Here is a 24797-nt window from a genome sequence, read left to right on the forward strand (position 1 = left end):
TGTGTATGTTGGAACTTATTCTTATTTTTAGTACTTGAACTATGCCGTTATGATAGAAATAGATATTGAAAAAGAAAACAAAGCAATTGCGCAGGAATACAAAGAATTACTCCGAATTAGCTACCAAACTTTAAGCCCAACTGACAAAAAACTTATTCGAAAAGCTTTTGATGTTGCAGTTGATGCACACAAAGAGCAGCGACGTAAATCTGGAGAAGCGTATATCTTTCATCCTATTGCAGTTGCAAAAATTGTTGCCTCAGAAATTGGTCTGGGAGCGACCTCTATTGCTGCGGCTTTATTGCACGATGTTGTTGAAGATACCCCCATGACGGTTGAAGATATTGAACGTTTATTCAACCCAAAAGTGGCACAATTGGTTGAAGGTCTGACTAAAATTTCGATGGTTCAAAAGGATTTGAATGCATCGATGCAGGCCGAAAATTTCAGGAAAATGATTCTGACTTTGAACGATGATGTGCGTGTTATTCTAATCAAATTGGCCGACCGTTTGCATAATATGCAAACCATGGATTCAATGGCGGAATACAAACAAACCAAAATAGCTTCTGAAACTTTATATATTTATGCTCCTCTCGCCCATCGTTTGGGACTTTACAATATTAAAACCAAGCTGGAAGATCTTGGCTTAAAATACACTGAACCTGCTGTTTATGATGATATCGTAAGCAAAATCAGGGAAACAAAAGAAGAACAGGATGCTTATATCAAGGATATTTCGGATGTTTTGAAAAAATCTTTGGATAAGGAAGAGATTGATTATATCATAAAAGGCCGTCCGAAATCTATTTATTCTATTCGTAGAAAAATGCGCGCTCAAAATGTAAGTTTTGATGAAGTGTATGACAAATTTGCCCTTAGAATTGTCTATAAAGCAGACCCACATGACGAAAAATTTGTGGCCTGGAAAATTTATTCGATCGTAACAGATCATTACAGACCGAGTCCGAGCCGTTTACGCGACTGGATTTCATCTCCAAAATCAACCGGTTACGAAGCTTTGCACATTACCGTTATGGGACCAAAAGGCCGCTGGGTCGAAGTTCAGGTTCGAAGCGAACGTATGGATGAAATTGCCGAAAAAGGTTACGCTGCTCATTATAAATACAAAAACGGAGCAACCGAAGAAAGTGGTTTGGATGTCTGGCTGAATTTACTTCGCGAGGCTCTTGAAAATCAGGAAACGAATGCGGTAGATTTTGTTGAAGATTTTAAAATGAATTTATATTCAAAAGAAATCTTTGTTTTTACGCCAAAAGGAGAAATTAAATCGCTTCCAAAAGGGGCAACTTCGCTGGATTTTGCTTTTAGTATTCACTCTGAAATTGGAATTAAAACCAGAGGAACACGTGTAAACGGGCGTCTTGTTCCCTTAAATCATGAACTAAAAAGTGGTGATCAGGTTGAAGTTATTACTTCGGCCAACCAAAAACCAACTGTAAACTGGTTGGAATATGTTACAACTTCGAGAGCAAAAAATAAGATTAAAAACGTTCTTAATGAGAATACTAAAAAAATTGCCGAAGAAGGAAAAGAACTGCTTACGCGAAAACTTAAACATCTAAAAATAACAATCAGCGAACAGGTTATCAATGAATTGGTAAACTTTTTTAAACTTAAAACAAGTTTAGATTTATTTTACAGAGTTGGAATTGGTGCTATCGAAAATCAGCAATTAAAAGATTATGCTGCGCAAAAAGGCAATACGATTATCAATTTCTTTAAAAATAAAATTAAACGAAATAAAGATACAACTGCCGCCGAAGACATTCATAAACCGGTAATTAGCAGTAATTATGACATGCTGGTTTTTGGAACGGAGCATGACAAACTTGATTACAAACTTTCGCAATGCTGTAATCCAATTCCAGGTGACGATGTTTTTGGATTTGTAACCATTAATGAAGGAATCAAAGTGCATAAAAAAGATTGTCCGAATGCTATTGGAATGCAATCTAATTATGCATATCGTATTATGAGTGCCAAATGGATTGACTCTTCTCAGGAAGAATTCAAAGCCATTATCAACATTACAGGAATGGATGTTTTGGGACTTACGAATCAGTTAACAAAAGTGATTTCGAACAATATGAGCGTTAATATTCAAAGTATTTCGCTGAGTACTGACGCGGGAATTTTTCACGGTCAGATTGCGGTTATTGTGAAAAATAATACCATTTTGAAAAAAATGATTAACGCTATTAAAAAGGTAGATGGTGTTGATAAAGTCACTCGCGAATACAGAACCTAGATTTCTTCTTTTAAAAAAAATATTATGAAAACAGATTCTATAGAAATTCCTGAAATCAATTTTGATGAAAACGGAGAACTTATAATAGTCGCTTCTGAATCTTCATCCAAAGATGATTTTGATTTTTTCAGGGAAAATCTGTTATTAGAAATAAAAAATTAAAAAAAGATTCGCGAATTCTAACGAATGGATTGAATTCCCTTCGACCCAGGAAATGTACAAGATTTTAAACGGAATTGGAAATATCGATAATTTCCTTGCCACTTTTGACGGAGAACCTTTTGAAGGAATGACAGTTCGTCTTTTTAATCCGAAAACAAAATTATGGAGCATTTATTGGGCTGATTCAAATTCAGGAACTTTAGACAAACCTGTTGTGGGCTCTTTTGAAAATAAAGTTGGGCATTTTTTCTCGAAAGATGTATTTGAAGGAAAAAATGTAATTCAGGTATTTCGATGGGATGCACGAGATGAAAACAATCCGGTTTGGAGTCAGGCAATGTCTGATGATAAAGGAAAAACCTGGGAATGGAACTGGTTCATGTACATGTCTAAAACCAACTAAAAATTTGTTAGTTTTATCATAAATTAAAATAATTATGTTAATTATGTTCTTGTGAACTTTCTAAAATTTATCGTTGTAAAACCTTGTATTTAATGTGATATACATAATTGAATATAGATTTGAACGTTAAACTTTAAACCCGAAACTTTTATTCATTAAAAATAAAAAATTATCTTTGCCGGATATGACACTCATTTCAACTGACAACACTAGAAATCAAGAAATTGTAAAAAACGTTTTTACAATGTATCTTGAGCAAAAAGGGCATCGCAAAACTCCTGAGCGCTATGCTATACTTCAGGAAATTTACGATAGCGAAGAGCATTTTGATATAGAAAACCTTTATATCAAAATGAAAAACAAAAACTATCGTGTGAGTAGAGCAACTTTATACAACACGATCGAGTTATTGTTAGACTGCGCATTGGTTAGAAAACATCAATTTGGGCAAAATCAGGCTTACTACGAAAAATCATATTTCGACAAACAGCACGATCATATTATCATGACTGATTCTGGCGAAGTAATCGAATTTTGTGATCCAAGAATTCAAACCATCAAAAAAACAATCGAAGAAATATTTGATATCGAAATCACGAATCATTCACTTTATTTCTACGGAAACAAAAAGCAAAAACAATAATCCGGAAAGGAATTATTTATAAAAATAAAAAAAGAAAATTAACTACATTAATCAGTAGGGCGACTTAGATTGCCTCAACGCAAATTAAAACAGAATGACCGTAGATTTATTACTAGGATTACAATGGGGAGATGAAGGTAAAGGAAAAATTGTTGACGTTCTTACCTCAAATTATGATATTATTGCACGTTTTCAAGGAGGACCAAACGCAGGACATACATTAGAATTTGACGGAATTAAGCACGTTTTAAGAACCATTCCTTCTGGAATTTTTCATAAAAATTCAGTAAATATCATCGGAAACGGGGTTGTAATTGATCCTGTAGTTTTTCAAAAAGAAATTGAAGGTTTAGAGAAATTTAACCTTGACATCAAAAACAAATTGATCATTTCAAGAAAAGCACACTTAATTTTACCAACGCACCGTTTATTAGATGCAGCATCTGAGGCATCAAAAGGAAAAGCAAAAATTGGTTCTACATTAAAAGGAATTGGCCCAACTTATATGGACAAAACCGGTAGAAACGGTTTGCGTGTTGGAGATATTGAATTAGAAGATTTCAAAGAACGTTACAGAGCATTAGCTGATAAACATGAGGCAATGATTGCTTTTTACGATGTAGCGATTCAATATAACTTAGCTGAACTTGAAAAAGAGTTTTTTGAAGCTATTGAAGAATTAAAAAAATTAGATTTTATTGACAGTGAAGAATATATGTACCAGGCTCAAAAAGCAGGTAAATCTATTTTATGCGAAGGAGCTCAGGGGTCTTTATTAGATGTTGACTTTGGAACTTATCCTTTTGTAACTTCATCAAATACTACTGCTGCAGGAGCTTGTACTGGTTTAGGAATTGCTCCTAACAAAATCAAAGAAGTTTACGGAATTTTTAAAGCGTATGTTACCCGTGTTGGTAGCGGACCTTTCCCAACTGAACTTTTTGACGAGGTTGGTGCTACAATGGCAAGAGTTGGTAACGAATTTGGATCTGTTACAGGAAGACAAAGACGTTGCGGATGGTTAGACTTAGTGGCTTTAAAATATGCTGTACAAGTAAATGGAGTTACGCAATTGATGATGATGAAAGGTGATGTACTTTCTGGTTTGGAAACTTTAAAAGTTTGTACTGAATACAACTATAAAGGACAAATCATTTCTCACTTTCCTTACAACATCGAGCCTGAAAATGTTACTCCGATTTATAAAGAATTTAAAGGATGGCAAGCTGATTTAACAGGATTGACTACTTATGATCAATTACCAATCGAGCTAAAAGAATATATCGAGTTTATTGAAGCAGAAGTTGGTGTACCAATCAAGATTGTATCTGTTGGACCAGACAGAAAGCAAACAATAACAAAATAATACATCTAAACGCTCTGATACCAGAGCGTTTTTTTATACAAAATATTTCACACATGAAAAATCCAGAAATTAAAATTACTGAAACTAAGTTATTATCAGACAATTGGTATGTATTGAACAAAGTAACTTTTGATTATCAAAAGAAAGATGGCAATGTAGAATCGCATATTCGTGAAGTTTATGACCGAGGAAATGGCGCTGCTATTTTATTATATAATACCGAGAAAAAAACCGTAATTCTAACGAGACAATTTCGTTTGCCAACTTACCTTAACGGAAATAAAACTGGAATGATGATTGAAGTTTGCGCCGGACTTTTAGATCAGGACAATGCTGAAGAAGCAGTTATTCGTGAAACGGAAGAAGAAACGGGTTATCGCTTAAGCAAAGTTCAAAAAGTTATTGAAACTTATATGTCGCCGGGATCTGTAACAGAAATTTTATATTTATTTGTTGGTGAATACGATGAAACTATGAAAGTAAACGATGGTGGCGGATTAGATGCTGAACAGGAAAATATCGAAGTTCTGGAATATACGTTTGATGAAGCTTATGCGATGTTTGAATCTGGTGAGATTACTGATGCTAAAACTATTATGTTGTTGCAGCATGCAAAAATAAAAGGGCTGATTTAAATATACTTACATACTTAACTTAACCGCAATAAAAAACTCATTATAGTGAGAGAAAAAAATACAAGAATTAAAAATATTGATTTATTAAAAGGTATATTAATTATTTTAGTAATAATAGGCCACATAATTCAGGGAGCATTAAGTGAATCAATTTGGCGAACTCTAATTTATAGTTTTCATATGCCTCTTTTTATTGGAATAACCGGATACCTCCTAAACATTAATACAATTTCAGAATTAAATCTGTACGATCTCTTCAAAAAATACTTTTTAAGAATAATACTACCATGGATTATTGCTTTAATATCTTACTATATAATATCTTGCATTTTAGGAACGAATTTATTTTCTATTGCAAAATTTAAAAATTCTATCATTTATCCCTTCTATCATTTATGGTTTATTCCTGGTTTTTTAAGCTGGATACTACTAACATGGCTTTTTAAAAAACTTTTCACAAATTATAATATTATATTGATTTTAGGCCTTTTGATATCGATAACCTTCTTTATTTTATATAAGTATTCCTCAATCTATACACAAATCCCTTTTTTGAATAGAATATTTTCAATTCTCATATATACCTTCAGACCTTATTTTTATATATTTTTTCTTATTGGAATTAGTTATAGAAATAAAACTATAAAAAAATTAAGATTAATTGAAATTATAACCCCTTTTATTTTTCTAGGCCTTGTTGTTTATTTATTTTTTTATGATAGTGTGATATTATCAATTCTAAATTTCTTTCTATTAAATCTTTTAATTTTGAATCTTTGCTTAAAACTAGCCCTGACAGATTCCTTATTTGAATCTAAATCGATTCAATGGTTAGGAATAAACTCTTTGGGTATCTATCTATGGCATGTTTTACCAATCTTAATTTCCAAGTATTTAGTAGGAACGCAATCTTTAATTAAATTTTATCTCATAACTACTATTCTTGAAGTTCTATTTATAATTTTATATAAAATATTAGTCAAGGTTAATTTTTTTAAAAAGTATATATTCGGAATGTAATGTGTTTAATGATTTTAAAATTATATGCACTTCAGATCTATAAAAAGTAAAATGTTAATAAAATAAACAATTCCAAAAATTCTGTAATTCGTTTAAGCTGTAAAAAAAATAACTTTACTCTACTAAAAAATCCCAATTATGAGAAAGTTATATTACACATCAAATATTTTGCTTCTATTAATTTTAACCTTAATAGTTTCTTGTAAGGAAAGCAAAACCACAAGAACAACTGAGGAAGAAGCAAAACCACATAAAAAAATTGAATATAAAAAACCTGCGTCATCTGTTAGTTTTCATTTTGAAAAAACAAAAGGATGGCTTGAGGCTAATAAAAGTGATTCGACTAAATTAGATATTGCATACGCCATAAACAGAACTGACAAAGCCAATTTTGCTAAAATGGACTCTGTTGTGATTCCATCAGATTTTAGTGGAGATTTGCCTTATTATCTTCCGTTTCCTATTCACGTTTCGAGTTTAGAAGAGGTTGAAAAAGTGTTGATTTTTTCTTATCCAACGCAAACATTTGCTGCTTACGAAAATGGAGAATTAGTTTATACCGGTCCAACAAATATGGGAAGAAAAAAGATCCAACACCAACCGGATTATTTTTTACCAATTGGAAAGCAGAACAAACAACGAGTACTTTTAACGACGAATGGGATTTAAAATGGAATTTTAATATCGAGAATAAACTCGGAGTTGGTTTTCATCAGTATGAATTACCGGGATATCCTGCCTCTCATTCTTGTTTGCGATTGCTCGAAAAAGATGCAAAATATTTATATAAATGGGCAGATGAATGGGTTTTGAAAGATAAAGAGAACGTAAAAGTAAAAGGAACTCCTGTTATTGTTTTTGGAAGCTATAATTTTGACGGTCCAAAACCTTGGTATGAATTAGTTAACGATCCAAAAGCATTAGATATTTCTGAATCTGATATTGAAAAAGAAACACAGCCTTTTATTCAAAAAATACTAGATAATCAAAAAGTAAGAGCAGGAGAAGAAGCTGTTTCGCCTTAAAAATTATATATTTCTACACAGAAAAAGCTAATGCAATTTTAAAAATTGTGTTAGCTTTTTTATTTCCCGCAAGTCTAAACTATTTTTAAATTTTCATAATTTAGCTATAAGATAAATCTAAAATGACTGTAGCATCAAAAAATAATAAAATTTGCAAAAAAGGGCATCAATATTTTAAAACGAGTGACTGTCCTACTTGTCCTGTTTGTGAAGCAGAACGCAAACCCGAAACAGGACTATTGTCGCTTCTTTCGGCACCTGCAAGACGTGCATTAGAAAGTAAAAACATAAAAACAGCTCTTGATTTATCCAACTATTCTAAAGCCGAAATCCTGGCTTTACACGGAATTGGAGCAAGTTCGATTCCAAAACTAATAGCCGAATTAGAGAAAAACAAACTTAGTTTTAAAGAAAATTAATCTATTAAATATTTTACAGTAAGTAATTTTTATTTGCTACTTTCGTTTCATATTATTAGCCAAAATTTAAATATCACATGTCAAAAAATCTACTTTTCCTATTTTTACTATCGGGTTTTATTTCGATAGGGCAAACAAAAAAGAATTCAAAACTAGAAACTTATACAAGTCGTAAAGAGATTTATCAAATTAAATACAATCCTGATCATTGGATTAAAAATACAGATTCTATAGACTGGGATGCACAATTTCATGACAAGTATAATTTAGTAAACGCGTACTTTATTGAATATGATTATTTTATTACTGATAAAAATCTCAAAAGTACTATTCAGGATGAATACAAAGAGTTCGGAAAGATCAAAAACCTGAAAATCTATAAAAAGAAAATAAACGATATTACCGTTAATTACTTTGAGTGTGAGTTAGATTACAATGATATTTTGTACAAATACCAAGGTTTTATCTACAACGGAAAAGGTGGTTCTATCCAAATGCAGTACGGCGCTCAGGCCGAAGCGATAGAACCAAATCAAGGTATAATTGATGAATTGAATAATGGGATTTCGATTATTCAATAAAAATCAAAAAAGGCATAAGAATTAAATCTTATGCCTTTTGTTTTATAGTGAAAGCTGAAAATTATCTTGAATAATTCGGAGCTTCTTTTGTAATAGTAACGTTGTGTGGGTGACTTTCAGTAATTCCGCTTGACGTTATTCTAACAAAACGCCCGGATTCCTGTAAAGTTGGAATATCTTTTGAACCACAATATCCCATTCCGGCACGAAGACCTCCAATAAACTGAAGCATACTTTCGTTCAATTCTCCTTTGTAAGGAACACGACCAACGATTCCTTCCGGAACTAATTTTTTAACATCGTCTTCAACATCCTGAAAATAACGGTCTTTAGAACCTGTTTGCATGGCTTCAACAGAACCCATTCCGCGGTAAGATTTGAATTTTCTTCCTTCAAAAATAATAGTTTCTCCCGGAGATTCTTTTGTTCCTGCTAATAATGAACCTAACATTACACAATCAGCACCTGCTGCAATTGCTTTCGGGATATCTCCTGTATAACGAATTCCACCATCTGCAATAACCGGAACTCCTGTTCCTTTTATAGCGGCAGCCACTTCTAAAACTGCTGAAAACTGAGGAAAACCAACACCTGCTACAATACGTGTTGTACAAATAGAACCAGGTCCTATTCCTACTTTTACACCATCGGCTCCATTTTCTACTAAATATTTAGCTGCTTCGGGAGTTGCGATGTTTCCAACAATTACATCAATGTTTGGAAATTTTGCTTTTATTTGTTTCAATGTGTTTACAACACCTTCTGTATGTCCGTGCGCTGTATCAATAATGATTGCGTCTACTCCTGCAGCAACTAACGCTTCAGCTCTTTGAACTGCATCGCCAGTAACCCCAATTGCGGCAGCAACTCTCAAACGACCAAAAGTATCTTTATTCGCGATTGGTTTTTGAGTTAATTTTGTAATATCTCTAAAAGTAATTAGTCCAACTAATTCATTTTGAGCATTTACAACTGGTAATTTTTCTATTTTATGACCTTGTAAAACTACTTCGGCCTGTTCTAATGAAGTTCCTTCTGCAACAGTAACTAAGTTTTTACTGGTCATTACTTCTATAATTGGTCTCGCTCCGTTTTTTTCGAAACGTAAATCACGATTTGTAACGATTCCTTTTAAGATTCTGTTTTCGTCAACAATTGGAATTCCGCCAATTCCGAATTCTTTCATAGCATTTTTTGCATCTGCAATTGTTGAAGTCATTGGTAATGTTACCGGATCGATAATCATTCCTGCCTCAGCACGTTTTACTTTTCTAACCTTCGCTGCTTGTTGCTCGATGGTCATATTTTTATGCAAAACACCAATTCCGCCTTCTTGCGCCATAGCAATTGCCATTGCACTTTCGGTAACGGTATCCATAGCAGCTGATACTATAGGAACATTTAGTGTTATATTACGGGAAAATTTTGATTTGATACTCACTTCGCGAGGAAGCACATTCGAGTAGTTAGGTACTAATAATACATCGTCGTAAGTTAAACCTTCGCCGATAATCTTGGAGTTGTGTGCTATCATGGTGCAATTTGTAGTTGAATTGCGTGCAAATATAGTGAATAAATTGGAAACTTGAATACTAAGTTTTTCTTAATTTTATCTCTATAAGAAAGGTACTACATTCGTAATCTTCAAAATCCAAATAAAAAATTCCAAATTCCAATTTTGTTGCTCCATTTGAAAATATGCAGCAATAAAGGTTTGGAATTTGGAATTTATGTATTGGAATTTATGTATTGGAATTTATAAAATTAATCTGAATCTGGAAAAATAAAATTTAAACCAAATTGAAACGCTATACTATTGGCTTTGGTGACGTCTTTATATTCAAAAACATTATCGACCAGAGCATAAATATTGAATTTTCCAATTGTTCCGGAAAGTCCTAATCCCAAATTTGTATTCGAAAACGTATCAAATGTATAAGTAGCTTTAAAATCTAATTTTTCGAAAATACTGCGTTTATAAAAAGCCGTAAAAGCTGTAAAAGGTTTTTTTGGCATACTCATTATAAACAACTGACCCCCAATAGAATTTGCATATCCGCGCTTGCTTTGGGCTCTGCAATCACATTCTTCACCATATCTTGATTCTCCAAACGAATATTGAAGAGAAGAATAGAATTTTGTTGGCCTCCAAGTTGTGTATTTATTATAAAGTGTATCTCTCGGAATAGCTTTATCAAATTCTCCTAAAACATTTCTTGGTCCATCTATATCGTCAAAATTAGGATTTACTCCATTATAAGTATAACTTCCTTTATAGGTTCGTGTTTCTATATCCTTAGACTGCCTCACAAAACCCAAATCTATAACACTTGCTGTAAACTGAAGATTATCCTTAAAATAATAGGTAACTCCGGCATCTACCCCTAAACCTAAACTTCCGTTAAAAAAACTGTTATGTATAATGTCTTCGGTCTCACTTCCTCTGTATTCATCTTTTGTAAAAGTGGCAATACCTGAAGTTTTAAGTTCTAAATTTGAAGAAATTACTTGGGTGTAAATATTTTGTGTGCCTTCAATTTCGTCTGTATAAATAAACCCCGAATTATTTGTTGATGTTGCATTTGCGCCACTCGAATACAGTTTTGCGCGACCACCTAACACTAATTTTTCACTTATTTTTTTATGAAATCCAACATGAAGCACCGAAAGCGCTTCGGCTCTAACATTTAAATCAGCAAGATTAAAGGATTTACCCATGTGATCCCGATTTCCATCTAATGCCAATATTGCTAAATCTTTAGGTACATACATCAAAAAATCAAATTCCTGATAAACTCCAAATGACACATACGACTGGCTATCTTCTCCTCCAACTCTAAAACCTCCTGAAAACACTTCGACTTGCTCATTAACATGGGTTTTATCATTGGCTGATGATTTGTTTATAATATTTCGAACTTTTTCGGTAAAATCAACTCCGTCATTAGCAAATAAATCATACGCAGAGAAGCTTTTCGAACCTACATTCGCTGAAACTCCGGATAGTAACGGAATTCCAAAATAATATTTATACGAAACATCGGCACCAGGATTGACTAAAGAAGCTTGTGGAATTGAAGTAAAATTATATAGTAACGCCTTGTTTTGCGCAAAACTAAACTGGAAAACAACCAGTATTATCAGATATACTTTTCTCATTCGATTTCCATATATGCGGTTGCACTCGATCGTAATTTCAAATTACCTATACTGTTTTCATTTAAGGCTGGACCTGCAGCTATTCTAACAGTAAAACCAATTTCAACTGTTTTTTTCAAAAGCTCTAGTCTTGCCTGTTCGAAAACTTCTGTGGGAAATTTTATGACATTCGGGCTTCCTGTGTATGCCGGAACTTCAAAAGTTATGGTTTCGATGATTGCGTCATTTTTATCATAAAGCACAAAATCAATACTAAAAGCTCTGTTTATAGTGTTTTCTATTTCGAAATTGAGTTCTGCCTTAACCAGATTATCTTTGAAATGATTTTCTTTAAAAATTTTAAAAGGCTGAACATCGACTGCAATTTCCTGTGCACTTCCATCGTCTATGAATTTATTTGCAGGAACATCAAAAAAAGCCAGGTTAGCTACAAAAACAGGTTCGAGTTTGATATTATTGATTTGATCAATATCTAAATCGCTTGCGCATGAAGAGAATAAAAATGCCAAGCCTAAGAATATATGAATCCTTCTGATTGAGTGTGGTATTTCCATAAAAAGTAGATTAAATAATAAGAAACAACGCTAATTTGATGTAACTTATTATAAATTGAGTAATAAATATACTACTTTTTATTCTAATGAAATTGTCCAAACAGTTTTGAAGCCTCATTATAAGCGCTTTCAAAACTTAAAGAATTTAGTCCTGTTGTTTTTTTATTTGAAGTAAAATAGGAAATTAACTTTTCGGTAGGCATATTACCGGTTAATTTATCTGTAGCCATCGGACAGCCTCCAAAGCCCTGAATAGCACCATCAAAACGAGTACAGCCGGCTTTTGAAGCTGCTTCAATTTTTTCGAACCAGCTATTTGGAGTGGTATGCAAATGTGCGCCAAATTCAATTTGAGGATATTTCGGAATTAAATTTGAAAAAAGATAGGTGATTACTTCCGGCGTTGAACTTCCAACTGTATCAGAAAGTGACAGGATTTTTACACCCATTGTCGACAGTTTTTCTGTCCACTCTCCTACTATTTCAACATTCCACGGATCTCCATACGGATTTCCAAAACCCATTGAAAGGTACGTTACCACTTCTTTATTTTTCTTATCAGCAATTTCCAGAATTTCTTCCAATGTAACCAAAGATTCTGCGATGGTTTTATGTGTGTTTCGCATCTGGAAATTTTCGGATATAGAAAAAGGAAAACCTAAATATTGAATAGGTTCATGCTCTGATGCCATTGCAGCGCCTTGTGTATTGGCAATAATAGCCAGCAGTTTACTTGTAGTTTGTGACAAGTCAAGCTGTGCCAAAACTTCGGCTGTATCCTGCATTTGCGGAATCGCTTTTGGAGAAACAAAACTTCCAAAATCAATGGTATCAAAACCCACTCTAAGCAAAGCTTGTATGTATGAAACCTTATTCTTGGTAGGAATAAAGGTTTTGATACCCTGCATGGCATCGCGTGGACATTCGATAATTTTGATTTCTTTATTCAAAGTTTATTCTTTTGTGAAGGCTAAGTTAGTTTCTTTTTTAAAGAAATAAAAGTTATAATTTTCTTAAGCACTGAATGCAATCGTAAAAGTCCAGTTAAATACATAGAAACATAGATTTTCCATATTTTAAAAAGGCATTTAACTTAAGTTTTTCTAAAATCTATATTCCATGAGTTCGAACAATTACACAATATTGTAATTATAACTAATATTACCAAAAAGAGTAATATTAATAATTATTACGTATATTTGTAATATATAAGTTAATTAATTTTTAATTATATTTGAATATGACAAGCGTAATTACAGGAGACATAATTGGTTCAAGACAGCAAAAGTCTAAACATTGGGTAGAGGATTTAAAAAAATCCTGTCGCCGTTTGGAGAAATGCCTGCTCAATGGGAGATTTACAGAGGAGATGAATTTCAGGTGGAAGTCAAAAATCCTGAAGAAGCTTTATTGGCTGCTATTTTAATAAAAGCACATCTAAGAGCCCTAAAATCTGATGCAAGAATGAGTATTGGTTTTGGAGATAAAACGCATAACGCCGAAAAAATATCCGAAAGTAATGGAACTGCCTTTATAAATTCGGGAGAACTTTTTGAAACTTTAAAAAAACAAAAGGTGACTTTAGCTCTGAAAACCGGAGATATTGTTTTTGATGAAAAAATGAATTTAATGCTTCGTCTGGCATTAACTTTTATGGATAACTGGCTTGCACAACCGGCTCAATTTGTTGCCGTTGCAATAGAAAACCCAAACTTATCACAAGAAGAACTGGGACAGAAATTAGGCATTAATCAGGCCGCTGTAAGCCGAAGACAAAAACGTGCCCAGTTTGATTTGATTATGAATTTAGATCGATATTTTAGAACACAAATAAAAGAACTTAAGCCATGATTTTATTTATAAAACTACTTTTAGCACATTTATTAGGCGATTTTATATGGCAGCCAAATTCGTGGGTTGCAGATAAAGAAGCCAAAAAACATAAAAGTATTTATTTATATTTTCATATTCTTTTACACGGTATTCTGGCAGCGATTTTAGTATGGGAGATTGCTTTTATTCCTTATGCTATTTTAATTGCAATTTCGCACGGAATCATTGATTTAATCAAACTCAATTTTCAACAAAATAAAACAAAACGCACTTGGTTTATTGCAGATCAAATTGCACATATTTTAGTTTTAATTGCGATCGTATTACTCTATCAAAACAAAACCATCAATTTTATCTGGTTTGATAATCAATTCTGGATTTTAATAACTGGATTTTTATTTATTACAAAACCAACTTCTATTTTTATTAAAACCATTATTTCTATCTGGAGTCCGGAAAGTCAAGATAGTAATCAGGATAATTCACTAGCCAATGCAGGAAATTACATTGGCATATTAGAACGCTTATTTGTATTTTGCTTTATATTAACCGGGCATTTTGAAGCAATTGGCTTTTTATTGGCCGCTAAATCTATTTTTAGGTTTGGAGATCTAAAAGAAGCCAAAGACAGAAAACTTACCGAATATGTTTTAATTGGCACTTTAATAAGTTTTGGCGTTGCTATAACTGTCGGACTTATTGTACAGGCCTTGTTATTACAATTGTTTTAAAACTTTTTTATTTATTGCTTTTATCAACGCCGGGCCTTCGTAAATAAATCCGGTATACAATTGCACTAAACTCGCTCCGGCATTCAATTTTTCGATAGCATCATCTGCAGAATGTATTCCTCCTACTCCAATAATCGGGAATGCTTTATTGCTTTTTTCAGAAAGAAAACGAATCACTTCTGTAGAACGCTGCGTTAGCGGTTTTCCTGATAATCCGCCCATTTCAGATTGATTTTGAGATTGCAACCCGTCTCTGGAAATAGTAGTATTTGTAGCGATTACACCTGCAATTTGAGTTGTTTTTATAATATCAATAATATCTAATAATTGCTCGTCTGTTAAGTCCGGGGCAATTTTTAAAAGTATTGGTTTTATTTTTTGAGTGCTTGTTTTTTGCTTTTCTACATTTCTGTTCTGCAAAGTTTGTAATAAAGCTGTCAAAGGTTCTTTATCTTGTAAAGCTCTTAAATTTGGCGTATTTGGCGAACTCACATTTACCACAAAATAATCAACATGATCAAATAATGCATCAAAGCAAATGATATAATCGTCAACGGCATTTTCGTTTGGTGTTACTTTATTTTTTCCAATATTTCCACCAATTAAAACATTTGAATTCTTTTTTAAACGCTCTACAGCTTCGAGAACTCCGCCATTATTAAATCCCATTCGGTTAATAATTGCCTGATCTTCTTTTAATCGAAACAAACGTTTTTTAGGATTTCCTTCCTGACCAACCGGGGTTACAGTTCCTATTTCGATAAAACCAAAACCAAAATCTGAAAGTTCTTTATACAGTTTTGCATCTTTATCAAATCCCGCAGCCAATCCAACCGGATTCTTGAATTTAATTCCGAAAACTTCACGCTCTAAACGGGTGTCTTTGACTTCGTAAATTGATTTTATAATTGATGAAACTCCTGGAATTCTTGAAATGAATTTAACAAATGAAAAAGTAAAATAATGTACTTCTTCCGGATCAAACCAAAAAAGTATTGGGCGAATTATCAATTTATACATAAGAGTTGTTGTGTTATTTTTTCGGTTGCAAATTTAATTATAATACTTGAAAATGACTCTTTTTTATAAAAACAAATAAATAAGGGGTCTCAAATCAACTCAAAAAACCCAAAAACATCATAACCAGTTAATTACAAAATAATTAAATTTTTAACTTTTAAAATTGTGATGATTTTTAAAGAAACTCAAAATGAAACTTTTAACGTTGCAAGTTATAAAATGAAACAATGTAGCGCCTTTAAGCCTGCCTTTTGGAAGTTTTAATACTTAATTTTGAAACACTAAGAAAATTCTTGTTTCAGAATTGTTTGATTTAAATGAATAACAGTCTTACATCAAGCCTATGCACATCAGCATTAAAATCATATGCCATTTTAAAAGATATTTGCCGGTTATTCTGTTATTATTAAGTATTTCAGGCTTATCACAACAAATAAAAGATACAACCAAACTCATTCATTTTAGATATGGCGAAAAAGGAATTGAATTACGAACCAACGATAATAAATTTCTTTTTCAGCTTCAGAGTCGTTTACAATTTCGGTTTTCTACGCCAAATGATCAGGATCCGTTGACATATGACGATTATAGTCAGGATAAACAAACGACTTTTAAAATCAATCGCGCGAGGTTAAAAGTGGGCGGTCATGCTTTTGAGCCCTGGCTCAATTATTATTGGGAATATGAATTGAGTCAGTCGAATTTGCTTGATTTTAGAATAATGGTCGAAAAATACAAATGGCTTAGCTTGAAAGTAGGACAATGGAAAGTTGAGTTTACCCGGGAACGTTTTATTAGCAGCGGAGAGCAGCAAACTGTAGACCGGTCTTTAATCAATCGTCCGTTTACGGTAGACAGACAAATGGGAGTTGAAGTGTATGGACATCTGAAAGGAAAAGGAATTTCTGATTTTAACTATTGGGCGGCAGCTTTAACAGGAACCGGAAGAGGAAATACTTCAAACGATGATAATAACCTTATGTATTTTGGTCGTGCTCAATGGAATTTTCTCGGAAGATTTCTTGATTTTGAAGGAAGTGATTTAGAATTTCACGAAAAACCGACACCAATTATTGCTTTTTCTGCCATTACAAACCGAAGTCCATATACGAGGTTTTCGCAATCCGGAGGCGGTTATTTAGACGGATTGGAGGACGGAGCGCCGGGACAATATCGCGTTAACCAATGGAATTTTGAAAGTGCTTTTATGTATCGTGGATTTTCGTGGCAAAGCGAATGGCATACTAAAGAAATTATTGATAAACTGGACAATAACAAAACCACTACGATGAAAGGTTATTATGCTCAGCTTGGTTATTTTTTTCACAATGCTTTTGAATGGTGGCCAAAACATTTGGAAATGGCAGGAAGACATGCCGCCTACAGACCTGACAACTCAATTAGACAAAATTTGCAGGATGAAACTACCATTGCTTTCAACTGGTTTTTTAAAGGCCATAAAAACAAACTTACATCAGAGTTTAGCTATTTTAGTTTTCAGGATAAAACCTTGCCGTTAGAAGCAGGCTGGCGCTTTAGAATACAATGGGATATTTCGCTATAAATCACAAAACAAAATTCGCATTTAACTTATTTACAATCACATAGCATAAATAAAAACTAAAAATGATTTTTAACTTTTACGATTATTCTTATTTTTTTAATAATTTTAATACACCATAAAACACTGAAAATGAAAAGTATAAATAAAACACTAAAAAAAGCGGCACTACTATGTATGGCTGGATCATTTTTCTTAATTTCTATTGATGGTTTAGCACAACGACGAGTGGGTGGCAACGGCGGCACAAAGCGAGCTGGTGGAGCTGTAAAAACAAGACCTGCAACGCAAACAAGGCCAGGCTCTAATAATTCTGGTGTTAGAAAATCAACCAATACAACTACGAGACCTGCCAATACTTCAAACACAAATGCTGGAAATAGAAATACAACTACCAACAGAAACTCAGCAACCAGAAACAACATCAATAATAGCGGCAACAGAAACACCAATATTAGTGGTAATACGGTGAACAGAAACAATGTAAATATTAATGTAAACAATAGTGTACATGTTCGCAACAACCGTAATACTGTTGTAAGACCCGGTCCAAGACCTTATGTGCGCCCTCCTTACGTTTATGGCGGCTATAGATATCATGCTTACAATCCTTATTTCTTTCATCCATACAGACCATTTTACTGGGGTCCGGTTTGGCATCCATGGGGATTTTTGTAGCAACTTTGGCTGTTACAGCGATTGTAGTAAGCGTTGAAAGCACACAATATCATTATGATCAGGGAGTTTGGTATACCTCGACAAGTGGTGGTTATACCGCTGTACCAGCTCCGGTTGGTGGAACTGTAAATAATATTCCGAGTGGTGCCCAAACTGTAAATACCGGAACCGTCAATAATTATTATTACGGTGGAACGTATTATGAAAAAGACGGCAGCACCTATAAAGTTGTTGCACCAACAGCCGGAACCTTAGTAGATAACTTGCCCGAAGGCGGTGAAGAAGTCACTATAGGAGATGTAAAATATGTAAAATTTGGAGAAACCTACTACCAACCCGTACAAGTTGATGGAAAAGATAAATACGAAGTTGTTCAGGTTGAAGAAGATAAATAATAAATATTTATTTTTATTAACCCTATAGAATAACTAGAATAATTATTTAACTTTGACCAGATTGTTTTCCTGCAATTACTTTCAATTAAAATTGATTAATATGAAAAATAAAACCTATTGGATATTTGCAATACTAGCCCTTTCAATTATTTCTATTGCATTTGGTTATACTAAGATTATTCCAAAAGAAAAAAATGAAATAGCCGCAGCAAAAGATTGTGCCGAAACTCCGCATGCTACTGGCGAATCTGTTTTTAAACCCACCATTGAAAATAAAAATAAACCTTCCGGCAAAGCACCAAAAGGCATGGTCTGGATTCCGGGAGGAGAATTTTCTATGGGAAGTAACGTCGAAGACGAAAGTTTATGCAGCATAAAAGGTGTTACAAAAGATGCCGCGCCAATTCACAGGGTTTATGTTGATGGCTATTATATGGATCAAACTGAAGTTACTAACGAGCAATTTGCTGGTTTTGTAAAAGCCACAGGTTATGTAACGCTGGCCGAAAAAAAACCAACACACGAAGAATATCCTGATGCTCCATTAGAAAATTTAATAGCAGGATCGGCAGTTTTCACCCCTACTCCGGCAACTGTAGATTTAAATAATTACATGCAATGGTGGAGCTACGTTGGTGGTGCCGACTGGAGACATCCCGAAGGACCAATGAGTTCTATTATTGGCAGAGAGAAATATCCTGTTGTGCAAGTTTCTTATGCCGATGCAGCTGCTTATGCAAAATGGGCCGGTAAAAGACTACCAACTGAAGCCGAATGGGAATTTGCAGCTCGCGGCGGAAAATCAGGGCAATTATATGCTTGGGGAAATACATTAAAACCTAAAGGAAAGTTTCAGGGAAATATTTATCAGGGACATTTCCCTATTGAAAAAGGCGATACCGGCGAAGATGGTTATATTGGTATAGCACCAACGGCACAATTTGAACCGAATTCTTATGGTTTATATGATATTGGAGGAAATGTATGGGAATGGACAAATGATTGGTATACTCCTGATTACTATGCCACTTTAAGCGAAAGCGGACAAGTAACCAAAAACCCAAAAGGTGCCGAAAAATCATACGATCCCGCAGATCCAGGCTTACTTAAAAAGGTACAACGCGGAGGTTCATTTTTATGCACAGATCAATATTGTTCCCGCTACATGGTAGGAACACGTGGAAAAGGCGATTATCAATCTCCCGCAAATCATATTGGTTTTAGATGTGTGCAGTAAAGTTTTTTTGCCACTAATTTCACTAATTAGAAGTGTCTACAAATAAAACTTAAATCCAGTTTCATGAAATATAATTCGTGAAATTGGATTTTTAAATTATAAATGATTCGTGCTAATTCGTGAAATTCGTGGCGAACTTTTTTATCTCACCCTTCAACCATAAATTAGTAGACATTCGTGCAATTCGTAACGAACTCTTTTTCCTTATATTTGCTAAAAATTAAAGAAATGCAGCATATTATAGATCGTTTTATCAGTTATGTAACAATTGATACAGAATCAGACCCAAACTCACAAACTACTCCAAGTACAGAAAAACAATGGAATCTTGCCAATAAATTAGTCGAAGAACTAAAAACAATTGGTTTACAAGATGTAACTATAGATGATAAAGCCTATATCATGGCAACTTTGCCAAGTAATGTAGATCACGAAGTTCCCGTAATTGGTTTCGTTTCGCATTTTGATACTTCTCCGGATTTTAGCGGAGCAAATGTAAAACCTCAAATTATTGAGAATTACGACGGTAAAGACATTGTTTTGAACGCAGAGAAAAACATTATTTTATCTCCCAACTACTTTAAAGATTTATTGCAATATAAAGGTCAAACCATTATCACAACAGACGGAACAACCTTGCTTGGTGCCGATGATAAAGCGGGAATTACCGAGATTGTTTCGGCAATGGAATACTTAATTCAGCATCCGGAAATCAAACACGGAAAAATCAGAATTGGCTTTACTCCAGATGAAGAAATTGGTCGTGGCGCTCATCATTTTGATGTAGAAAAATTTGGCGCTCAATGGGCTTATACAATGGACGGAAGCCAGATTGGTGAATTAGAATACGAAAATTTTAATGCCGCCGGAGCCAAAATTACTTTTAAAGGAAAAAGCGTTCACCCAGGTTATGCCAAAGGAAAAATGATCAACTCGATGTTGATTGCAAATGATTTCATTAACGAACTTCCGAAAGGAGAAACACCACAGGAAACTAAAGGTTATGAAGGCTTTTTTCATGTTCATCATTTAACAGGAAGCATTGAAGAAACGGTTTTAGAATTGATTATTCGTGATCACAACAAAGTTAAATTTGAAAAAGAAAAAGATTTAATTGGAAAAATTGCCAGGAAAATCAACAAAAAATTCGCCAAACAATTTGGTGAAGATATTGTAACTGCTGAAGTAAGAGATCAGTATTATAATATGAAAGAAAAAGTGCTTCCGGTAAAATATATTGTTGACATTGCTGAAAAAGCAATGAGAGAACTAAACATCAAACCAATCATTAAGCCTATTCGCGGTGGAACTGATGGTTCGCAATTATCCTACATGGGATTACCTTGTCCGAATATTTTTGCGGGCGGACATAACTTTCACGGAAAATACGAATATGTTCCTGCAGAAAGTATCCAGAAAGCAACCGAAGTAATTGTAAAAATTGCGGAATTAACAGCCATTCAGGGTGCTTTTGATGTAACTGAAAAACCTAAAAGCAAAAGATAAATTGGATCCAATTTCTGACAAAAAACATGTTTGGGATAAAGTCAATAAATGGGAAGAAGAACTTCTTTTCCTAAAATCAATTATTGATAAAACCGAGCTTGTTGAAACCATAAAATGGGGCGCTCCTATTTATGTTTACAACAAGAGAAATGTTATCGGGATTGGAGGTTTTAAGGATTATTTTGCAATTTGGTTCCTGAATGGAGTATTTCTAAAAGATGAAAAAAACAGACTCATTAACGCTCAGGAAGACAAAACGAAATCGATGCGTCAATGGCGATTTACTTCAAAAGAACAAGTAAACGAAAAAGAAGTTTTAGAATATATTCTGGAAGCTATCGAAAATGAAAAGCAGGGAAAAATTATAAAACCTTCAAAGAAAGAAGCCATAGTTTCTGAATTGCTGCAAAAGGAAATGGATTTGAATCCGGCTTTGGCAGAAGCTTTTCAAAAATTCGCGCCTTATAAACAATATGAGTTTTTAGAATACATTGAAACAGCCAAACAAGAGAAAACTAAACTAACAAGAATCGAGAAAGTGATTCCGATGATTTTAGGGAATGTTGGTTTGAATGATAAATACAGGTAAGTTTTAGAAATTTCAAATAAGAAAATTCCAAATTCCAACCTTTGTCAAAGTTTAAAACTTTGACAAAGGTTTTTTTGTATAGAAAAATGCATAATCTTACTAAACATAGCCCGTGGTTTCAACCACGAGGATAGGAATTGTGACTATGATTGTGTACCCGTGGTTGAAACCACGGGCTATGTTTTTTTCATACAATGAATTTAAAATCTTTGTAACGTTACTTGCAAAATTTCAAGACAAAAAAAATCCCAAACTCCATTTGGAATTTGGGATTTAAAATTTTATTTGGAATTTTAAAAAGCGTTAAGCTTTTTTATTCAAAGCAGAGCTCAATTCTAAAGAAATAGCTGAACGCTCTAATTTTAATTTTCCAGACATTGTTTCGATTACAACTGTTGTTTCTGCAAGTTCAACAACTTTACCGTGAAAACCACTTTTAGTAATTATTTTGTCACCTACTTTTAGGCTGCTTTCAAATTCTTTTTCGTTTTTTGCTCTTTTTTGTTGTGGTCTGATCATGAAGAAATAGATCACTACAAACATTAATAGAAATGGCGCAAATTGAGTTAATTGTCCCATAATTTAATTTCTGTTTTTGATTTGATTTATTATTAATATTTTATTTTAACTCTTTGACTTAGCTCAGAGTGACATTTTTGGAATTTGGAATTTCAAAAGATTGGAATTTCTTTTAAAATTTTACATCAACCCTCTTCCTGCTTTTACCATCTTTTTATTGGCTTCAAGTTCTTTTACCAGATTATCTAAAATTCCGTTGATAAAAATACTACTTTTTGGTGTAGAATATTCTTTCGCAATTTCTAAATATTCGTTAAGAGTAACTTTTACCGGAATCGACGGGAATTTTAAAAATTCGCAAATTGCCATTTTCAAAATAATTGTATCTATTTCAGCAATTCTATCGCTGTCCCAGTTTGGCGTTTTATCATCGTATTCTTTTGCAAAAATAGATTCGTTTAAAACTGTTCTTCTAAATAAATCTTTTGCAAAGTCTTTATCTTCAACATCTTTATACAATTTTGGCACTCTAAAATCGTCAGGATCTTCGGTTTTTATGGCTTTCAATTGTTTGATAATATGTGTATTTACAACCGGAATGTCATCAACCCAGGTTAATTTATCGTCTTCTAAATACTCATATAATTTCTCATTGGGAACAATAACTTCTGCAAACAAATCAATTATAAACTGTCTGTCTTCTTCAAAAGTATTTTTTGTTGTGCTCATGTATTTTGCATACAAATCACTCGCTTTAATATCATTTAAAAGTAAAATGATATAATCGTCATTTAAAGACCAGTTGTTGATTTTACGATTTTCTAAAGCAATACTAAGGGAATTGCTTTCGGCAAGAAGCTGAAAAATTTTGTTCTTGATAAATTTTTCATTCGGATTACGTTCTGCAGCAGTTGCAAGATGTTTTTTGCTTGAAAGATGTAAAAAAACAGATTCTTTTTTGCAAATTTCAATCAATGAAGAAAGCATTATAAGATATAAGTCCTGAATATTATCAATGCTGTAAAAAAGAAACTTCTCTTCTTTTTCCATATTATCAGAACCGCTTTGATGCATTGCATAAATGGATTGCATTACTTTAACGCGTATGTGTCTTCTATTTACCACCTTGTAAGAACATTTAAAAATTAGTTTGCAAAAATAAGAATTAAAGAGACGATATTAAAATTTAATTCCATAAAAATATCTCAAAACTGTAATTCATAATCGATATAAAAAAAGTCCCAGTTTTCAGTCGCAGCCTTTGATACATCAAAAAACTGTGACTGAGACTGAGACTCTCAACAATAAAACTTGTCTTTATTATTTTTTGCTGTTTTCAATTTTTCTCAAATCGATACGATTTTGAGCAATTGTAAGGGCAGCTTTATGTGTTGTCATTCCGTTTTTCACGGCATAATCGATAATTTCTAAAGTTGTGTTGTAGATATTTTCGGTTTTTGTCATGATTTCGGCTTTTCCGTAGTGCTCTAATTCAGCATAAACATTGATAATTCCACCAGCGTTAATCAAGAAATCCGGAGCGTATAAAATACCTCTTTCCTGCAATCTTGGCCCGTGAACATTTTCATCCGCTAATTGGTTGTTGGCAGCACCAGCAATTACTTTCGCTTTAATTTTGTTTACTGTATCATCATTAATGGTAGCTCCCATTGCACATGGCGCGTAAATATCAACATCGGCAGTATATAAATCTTCGCCTGTAAAAATTGTTGCATTGTATTTTTGAGCTACTTCGTATAATTTTTCTTCGTTGATATCAGCAATTGTAACGATCGCTCCTTCTTTAGTTAAATATTCAACCAAAGCTTCACCAACGTGACCAATTCCCTGAACCAGAACTTTTTTACCATCTAAAACATCAGAACCAAACTGGCTTTTTGCAGCCGCTTTCATTCCTAAATAAACACCGTAAGCTGTTATTGGAGAAGGATTTCCAGATCCGCCTCTTTCTTCAGAAATACCCGTAACATAAGGTGTTACGTCTCTAACAGTGTCCATATCTTTTGTTTCCATTCCAACATCTTCGGCAGTAATATATCTTCCGCTTAAAGAGTGAACAAATTCACCAAACTTACGCATCAATTCTGGTGTTTTCTGCGTTTTAGCATCTCCAATAATGACAGCTTTTCCACCACCAATATTAAGTCCTGTAATAGCAGATTTATAAGTCATACCTCTTGAAAGACGCAAAACATCGTTTAAAGCTTCCCATTCGGTATTATAATTCCACATTCTAGTACCTCCCAAAGCTGGACCCATAACCGAATTATGAATACCAATAATTGCTTTTAAACCTGTATCTTTGTCATTGCAAAATACAATTTGTTCGTGATCGTCAAAAGATAACTGACCAAAAACAGGATCCATTTTTTGAAGTTCCTTTCCAGTTGCGAAAGTTGCATCCATAGCGTTACTATTTATTTGTTAAAATTATGAATTTGTCAAAAAGACTTCTCAAACTTAATCAA

Annotated in this window: 24 protein-coding genes and 1 pseudogene; 17 read left to right on the forward strand and 8 right to left on the reverse strand. The window is 33.4% G+C overall.

Annotated elements, in window-relative coordinates:
* Positions 1-49 precede the first annotated feature (49 nt).
* The 10 genes from ACZZZT_RS20895 (at position 50) to ACZZZT_RS20940 (ending at position 8526) form a co-directional block, all read left to right on the forward strand.
* Positions 50-2272, forward strand: coding sequence for a RelA/SpoT family protein (locus ACZZZT_RS20895; RefSeq protein ID WP_042566397.1), 2223 nt, complete (start codon positions 50-52; stop codon positions 2270-2272).
* A 24-nt stretch (positions 2273-2296) separates the two neighbouring features.
* Positions 2297-2434, forward strand: coding sequence for a hypothetical protein (locus tag ACZZZT_RS20900; RefSeq protein ID WP_463461791.1), 138 nt, complete (start codon positions 2297-2299; stop codon positions 2432-2434).
* 52 nt (positions 2435-2486) lie between these two features.
* A complete protein-coding gene (locus ACZZZT_RS20905; RefSeq protein WP_463461792.1) occupies positions 2487-2837 on the forward strand; it encodes a hypothetical protein in 351 nt (116 codons plus the stop codon).
* A 184-nt stretch (positions 2838-3021) separates the two neighbouring features.
* Positions 3022-3480 carry a Fur family transcriptional regulator gene (locus ACZZZT_RS20910; RefSeq protein ID WP_029268726.1) on the forward strand — a complete coding sequence of 153 codons (459 nt, stop codon included), beginning with the start codon at positions 3022-3024 and terminating at the stop codon, positions 3478-3480.
* Positions 3481-3574: 94 nt separating this feature from the next.
* A complete protein-coding gene (locus tag ACZZZT_RS20915) occupies positions 3575-4846 on the forward strand; it encodes an adenylosuccinate synthase (RefSeq protein ID WP_042566398.1) in 1272 nt (423 codons plus the stop codon).
* 53 nt (positions 4847-4899) lie between these two features.
* Positions 4900-5481, forward strand: coding sequence for an NUDIX domain-containing protein (locus ACZZZT_RS20920; RefSeq protein ID WP_302095189.1), 582 nt, complete (start codon positions 4900-4902; stop codon positions 5479-5481).
* A gap of 45 nt (positions 5482-5526) precedes the next feature.
* Positions 5527-6501, forward strand: a complete 975-nt coding sequence (locus ACZZZT_RS20925; protein ID WP_463461793.1) for an acyltransferase family protein — start codon at positions 5527-5529, stop codon at positions 6499-6501.
* A gap of 548 nt (positions 6502-7049) precedes the next feature.
* Positions 7050-7526: a L,D-transpeptidase gene (locus ACZZZT_RS20930; protein ID WP_463462476.1), complete on the forward strand. Its 477-nt coding sequence runs from the start codon at positions 7050-7052 to the stop codon at positions 7524-7526.
* Between the two features lie 122 nt (positions 7527-7648).
* The gene (locus ACZZZT_RS20935; RefSeq protein WP_463461794.1) at positions 7649-7945 is read left to right on the forward strand and encodes a helix-hairpin-helix domain-containing protein; all 297 of its coding nucleotides are present in this window, start codon (positions 7649-7651) and stop codon (positions 7943-7945) included.
* Between the two features lie 77 nt (positions 7946-8022).
* Entirely contained in the window at positions 8023-8526 is a 504-nt protein-coding gene (locus ACZZZT_RS20940) for a hypothetical protein (RefSeq protein ID WP_042566402.1), read from the forward strand.
* A 61-nt stretch (positions 8527-8587) separates the two neighbouring features.
* Here the strand turns inward: ACZZZT_RS20940 and guaB are convergent, their stop codons facing one another.
* From guaB to ACZZZT_RS20960, 4 genes are all read right to left on the reverse strand, one after another.
* Positions 8588-10060, reverse strand: a complete 1473-nt coding sequence (gene guaB, locus ACZZZT_RS20945) for an IMP dehydrogenase (protein WP_042566403.1) — start codon at positions 10058-10060, stop codon at positions 8588-8590.
* 230 nt (positions 10061-10290) lie between these two features.
* Positions 10291-11685: a DUF5723 family protein gene (locus tag ACZZZT_RS20950; RefSeq protein ID WP_463461795.1), complete on the reverse strand. Its 1395-nt coding sequence runs from the start codon at positions 11683-11685 to the stop codon at positions 10291-10293.
* The gene (locus tag ACZZZT_RS20955; protein WP_463461796.1) at positions 11682-12239 is read right to left on the reverse strand and encodes a hypothetical protein; all 558 of its coding nucleotides are present in this window, start codon (positions 12237-12239) and stop codon (positions 11682-11684) included. Before ACZZZT_RS20955 ends, ACZZZT_RS20950 begins: the two co-directional genes overlap by 4 nt.
* Positions 12240-12322: 83 nt before the next feature.
* Complete coding sequence (locus ACZZZT_RS20960) at positions 12323-13189, reverse strand: hydroxymethylglutaryl-CoA lyase (RefSeq protein ID WP_042566406.1); 867 nt, start codon at positions 13187-13189, stop codon at positions 12323-12325.
* Between the two features lie 346 nt (positions 13190-13535).
* Between ACZZZT_RS20960 and ACZZZT_RS20965 the strand changes: the two genes are divergently transcribed.
* Both ACZZZT_RS20965 and ACZZZT_RS20970 read left to right on the forward strand, forming a co-directional pair.
* Positions 13536-14090, forward strand: coding sequence for a hypothetical protein (locus ACZZZT_RS20965; RefSeq protein ID WP_463461797.1), 555 nt, complete (start codon positions 13536-13538; stop codon positions 14088-14090).
* A complete protein-coding gene (locus ACZZZT_RS20970; RefSeq protein ID WP_463461798.1) occupies positions 14087-14803 on the forward strand; it encodes a DUF3307 domain-containing protein in 717 nt (238 codons plus the stop codon). Before ACZZZT_RS20965 ends, ACZZZT_RS20970 begins: the two co-directional genes overlap by 4 nt.
* Here ACZZZT_RS20970 and ACZZZT_RS20975 read toward each other — a convergent pair.
* On the reverse strand, positions 14789-15823 hold the full coding sequence (locus tag ACZZZT_RS20975; protein WP_463461799.1) for a quinone-dependent dihydroorotate dehydrogenase: 1035 nt from the start codon (positions 15821-15823) through the stop codon (positions 14789-14791). The two genes, ACZZZT_RS20970 and ACZZZT_RS20975, sit on opposite strands and share 15 nt — an antisense overlap.
* Positions 15824-16208: 385 nt before the next feature.
* Between ACZZZT_RS20975 and ACZZZT_RS20980 the strand changes: the two genes are divergently transcribed.
* From ACZZZT_RS20980 to ACZZZT_RS21000, 5 genes and pseudogenes are all read left to right on the forward strand, one after another.
* On the forward strand, positions 16209-17387 hold the full coding sequence (locus ACZZZT_RS20980) for an OprO/OprP family phosphate-selective porin (protein WP_463461800.1): 1179 nt from the start codon (positions 16209-16211) through the stop codon (positions 17385-17387).
* 174 nt (positions 17388-17561) lie between these two features.
* Positions 17562-18457: pseudogene (locus ACZZZT_RS20985) on the forward strand (DUF6515 family protein).
* 100 nt (positions 18458-18557) lie between these two features.
* A complete protein-coding gene (locus ACZZZT_RS20990; protein WP_463461801.1) occupies positions 18558-19694 on the forward strand; it encodes a formylglycine-generating enzyme family protein in 1137 nt (378 codons plus the stop codon).
* Between the two features lie 228 nt (positions 19695-19922).
* A complete protein-coding gene (gene pepT / locus ACZZZT_RS20995) occupies positions 19923-21200 on the forward strand; it encodes a peptidase T (protein WP_463461802.1) in 1278 nt (425 codons plus the stop codon).
* 1 nt (position 21201) lies between these two features.
* Positions 21202-21789 carry a YdeI/OmpD-associated family protein gene (locus ACZZZT_RS21000; RefSeq protein ID WP_463461803.1) on the forward strand — a complete coding sequence of 196 codons (588 nt, stop codon included), beginning with the start codon at positions 21202-21204 and terminating at the stop codon, positions 21787-21789.
* A gap of 303 nt (positions 21790-22092) precedes the next feature.
* Here the strand turns inward: ACZZZT_RS21000 and yajC are convergent, their stop codons facing one another.
* The 3 genes from yajC to ACZZZT_RS21015 form a co-directional block, all read right to left on the reverse strand.
* Positions 22093-22368 carry a preprotein translocase subunit YajC gene (gene yajC, locus ACZZZT_RS21005; RefSeq protein ID WP_042566415.1) on the reverse strand — a complete coding sequence of 92 codons (276 nt, stop codon included), beginning with the start codon at positions 22366-22368 and terminating at the stop codon, positions 22093-22095.
* Between the two features lie 120 nt (positions 22369-22488).
* Entirely contained in the window at positions 22489-23400 is a 912-nt protein-coding gene (gene nusB / locus ACZZZT_RS21010) for a transcription antitermination factor NusB (protein ID WP_073394248.1), read from the reverse strand.
* A 228-nt stretch (positions 23401-23628) separates the two neighbouring features.
* A complete protein-coding gene (locus ACZZZT_RS21015; protein ID WP_042566416.1) occupies positions 23629-24735 on the reverse strand; it encodes a Glu/Leu/Phe/Val family dehydrogenase in 1107 nt (368 codons plus the stop codon).
* Between the last annotated feature and the right edge of the window lie 62 nt (positions 24736-24797).

Source organism: Flavobacterium sp. AC274, from assembly GCF_979258275.1.

Bases quoted from the DNA above. Each gene is read 5' to 3' on its own strand.
- ACZZZT_RS20940 (WP_042566402.1), top strand. From the start codon at position 8,023: ATGTCAAAAAATCTACTTTTCCTATTTTTACTATCGGGTTTTATTTCG.
- ACZZZT_RS20915 (WP_042566398.1), top strand. From the start codon at position 3,575: ATGACCGTAGATTTATTACTAGGATTACAATGGGGAGATGAAGGTAAA.
- ACZZZT_RS20970 (WP_463461798.1), top strand. From the start codon at position 14,087: ATGATTTTATTTATAAAACTACTTTTAGCACATTTATTAGGCGATTTT.
- ACZZZT_RS20905 (WP_463461792.1), top strand. From the start codon at position 2,487: ATGTACAAGATTTTAAACGGAATTGGAAATATCGATAATTTCCTTGCC.
- ACZZZT_RS20895 (WP_042566397.1), top strand. From the start codon at position 50: ATGATAGAAATAGATATTGAAAAAGAAAACAAAGCAATTGCGCAGGAA.
- pepT (WP_463461802.1), top strand. From the start codon at position 19,923: ATGCAGCATATTATAGATCGTTTTATCAGTTATGTAACAATTGATACA.
- ACZZZT_RS20955 (WP_463461796.1), bottom strand. From the start codon at position 12,239: ATGGAAATACCACACTCAATCAGAAGGATTCATATATTCTTAGGCTTG.
- ACZZZT_RS20935 (WP_463461794.1), top strand. From the start codon at position 7,649: ATGACTGTAGCATCAAAAAATAATAAAATTTGCAAAAAAGGGCATCAA.
- yajC (WP_042566415.1), bottom strand. From the start codon at position 22,368: ATGGGACAATTAACTCAATTTGCGCCATTTCTATTAATGTTTGTAGTG.
- ACZZZT_RS20975 (WP_463461799.1), bottom strand. From the start codon at position 15,823: ATGTATAAATTGATAATTCGCCCAATACTTTTTTGGTTTGATCCGGAA.
- ACZZZT_RS20920 (WP_302095189.1), top strand. From the start codon at position 4,900: ATGAAAAATCCAGAAATTAAAATTACTGAAACTAAGTTATTATCAGAC.
- ACZZZT_RS20910 (WP_029268726.1), top strand. From the start codon at position 3,022: ATGACACTCATTTCAACTGACAACACTAGAAATCAAGAAATTGTAAAA.
- ACZZZT_RS20900 (WP_463461791.1), top strand. From the start codon at position 2,297: ATGAAAACAGATTCTATAGAAATTCCTGAAATCAATTTTGATGAAAAC.
- ACZZZT_RS20950 (WP_463461795.1), bottom strand. From the start codon at position 11,685: ATGAGAAAAGTATATCTGATAATACTGGTTGTTTTCCAGTTTAGTTTT.
- guaB (WP_042566403.1), bottom strand. From the start codon at position 10,060: ATGATAGCACACAACTCCAAGATTATCGGCGAAGGTTTAACTTACGAC.
- ACZZZT_RS21015 (WP_042566416.1), bottom strand. From the start codon at position 24,735: ATGGATGCAACTTTCGCAACTGGAAAGGAACTTCAAAAAATGGATCCT.
- nusB (WP_073394248.1), bottom strand. From the start codon at position 23,400: ATGCAATCCATTTATGCAATGCATCAAAGCGGTTCTGATAATATGGAA.
- ACZZZT_RS20990 (WP_463461801.1), top strand. From the start codon at position 18,558: ATGAAAAATAAAACCTATTGGATATTTGCAATACTAGCCCTTTCAATT.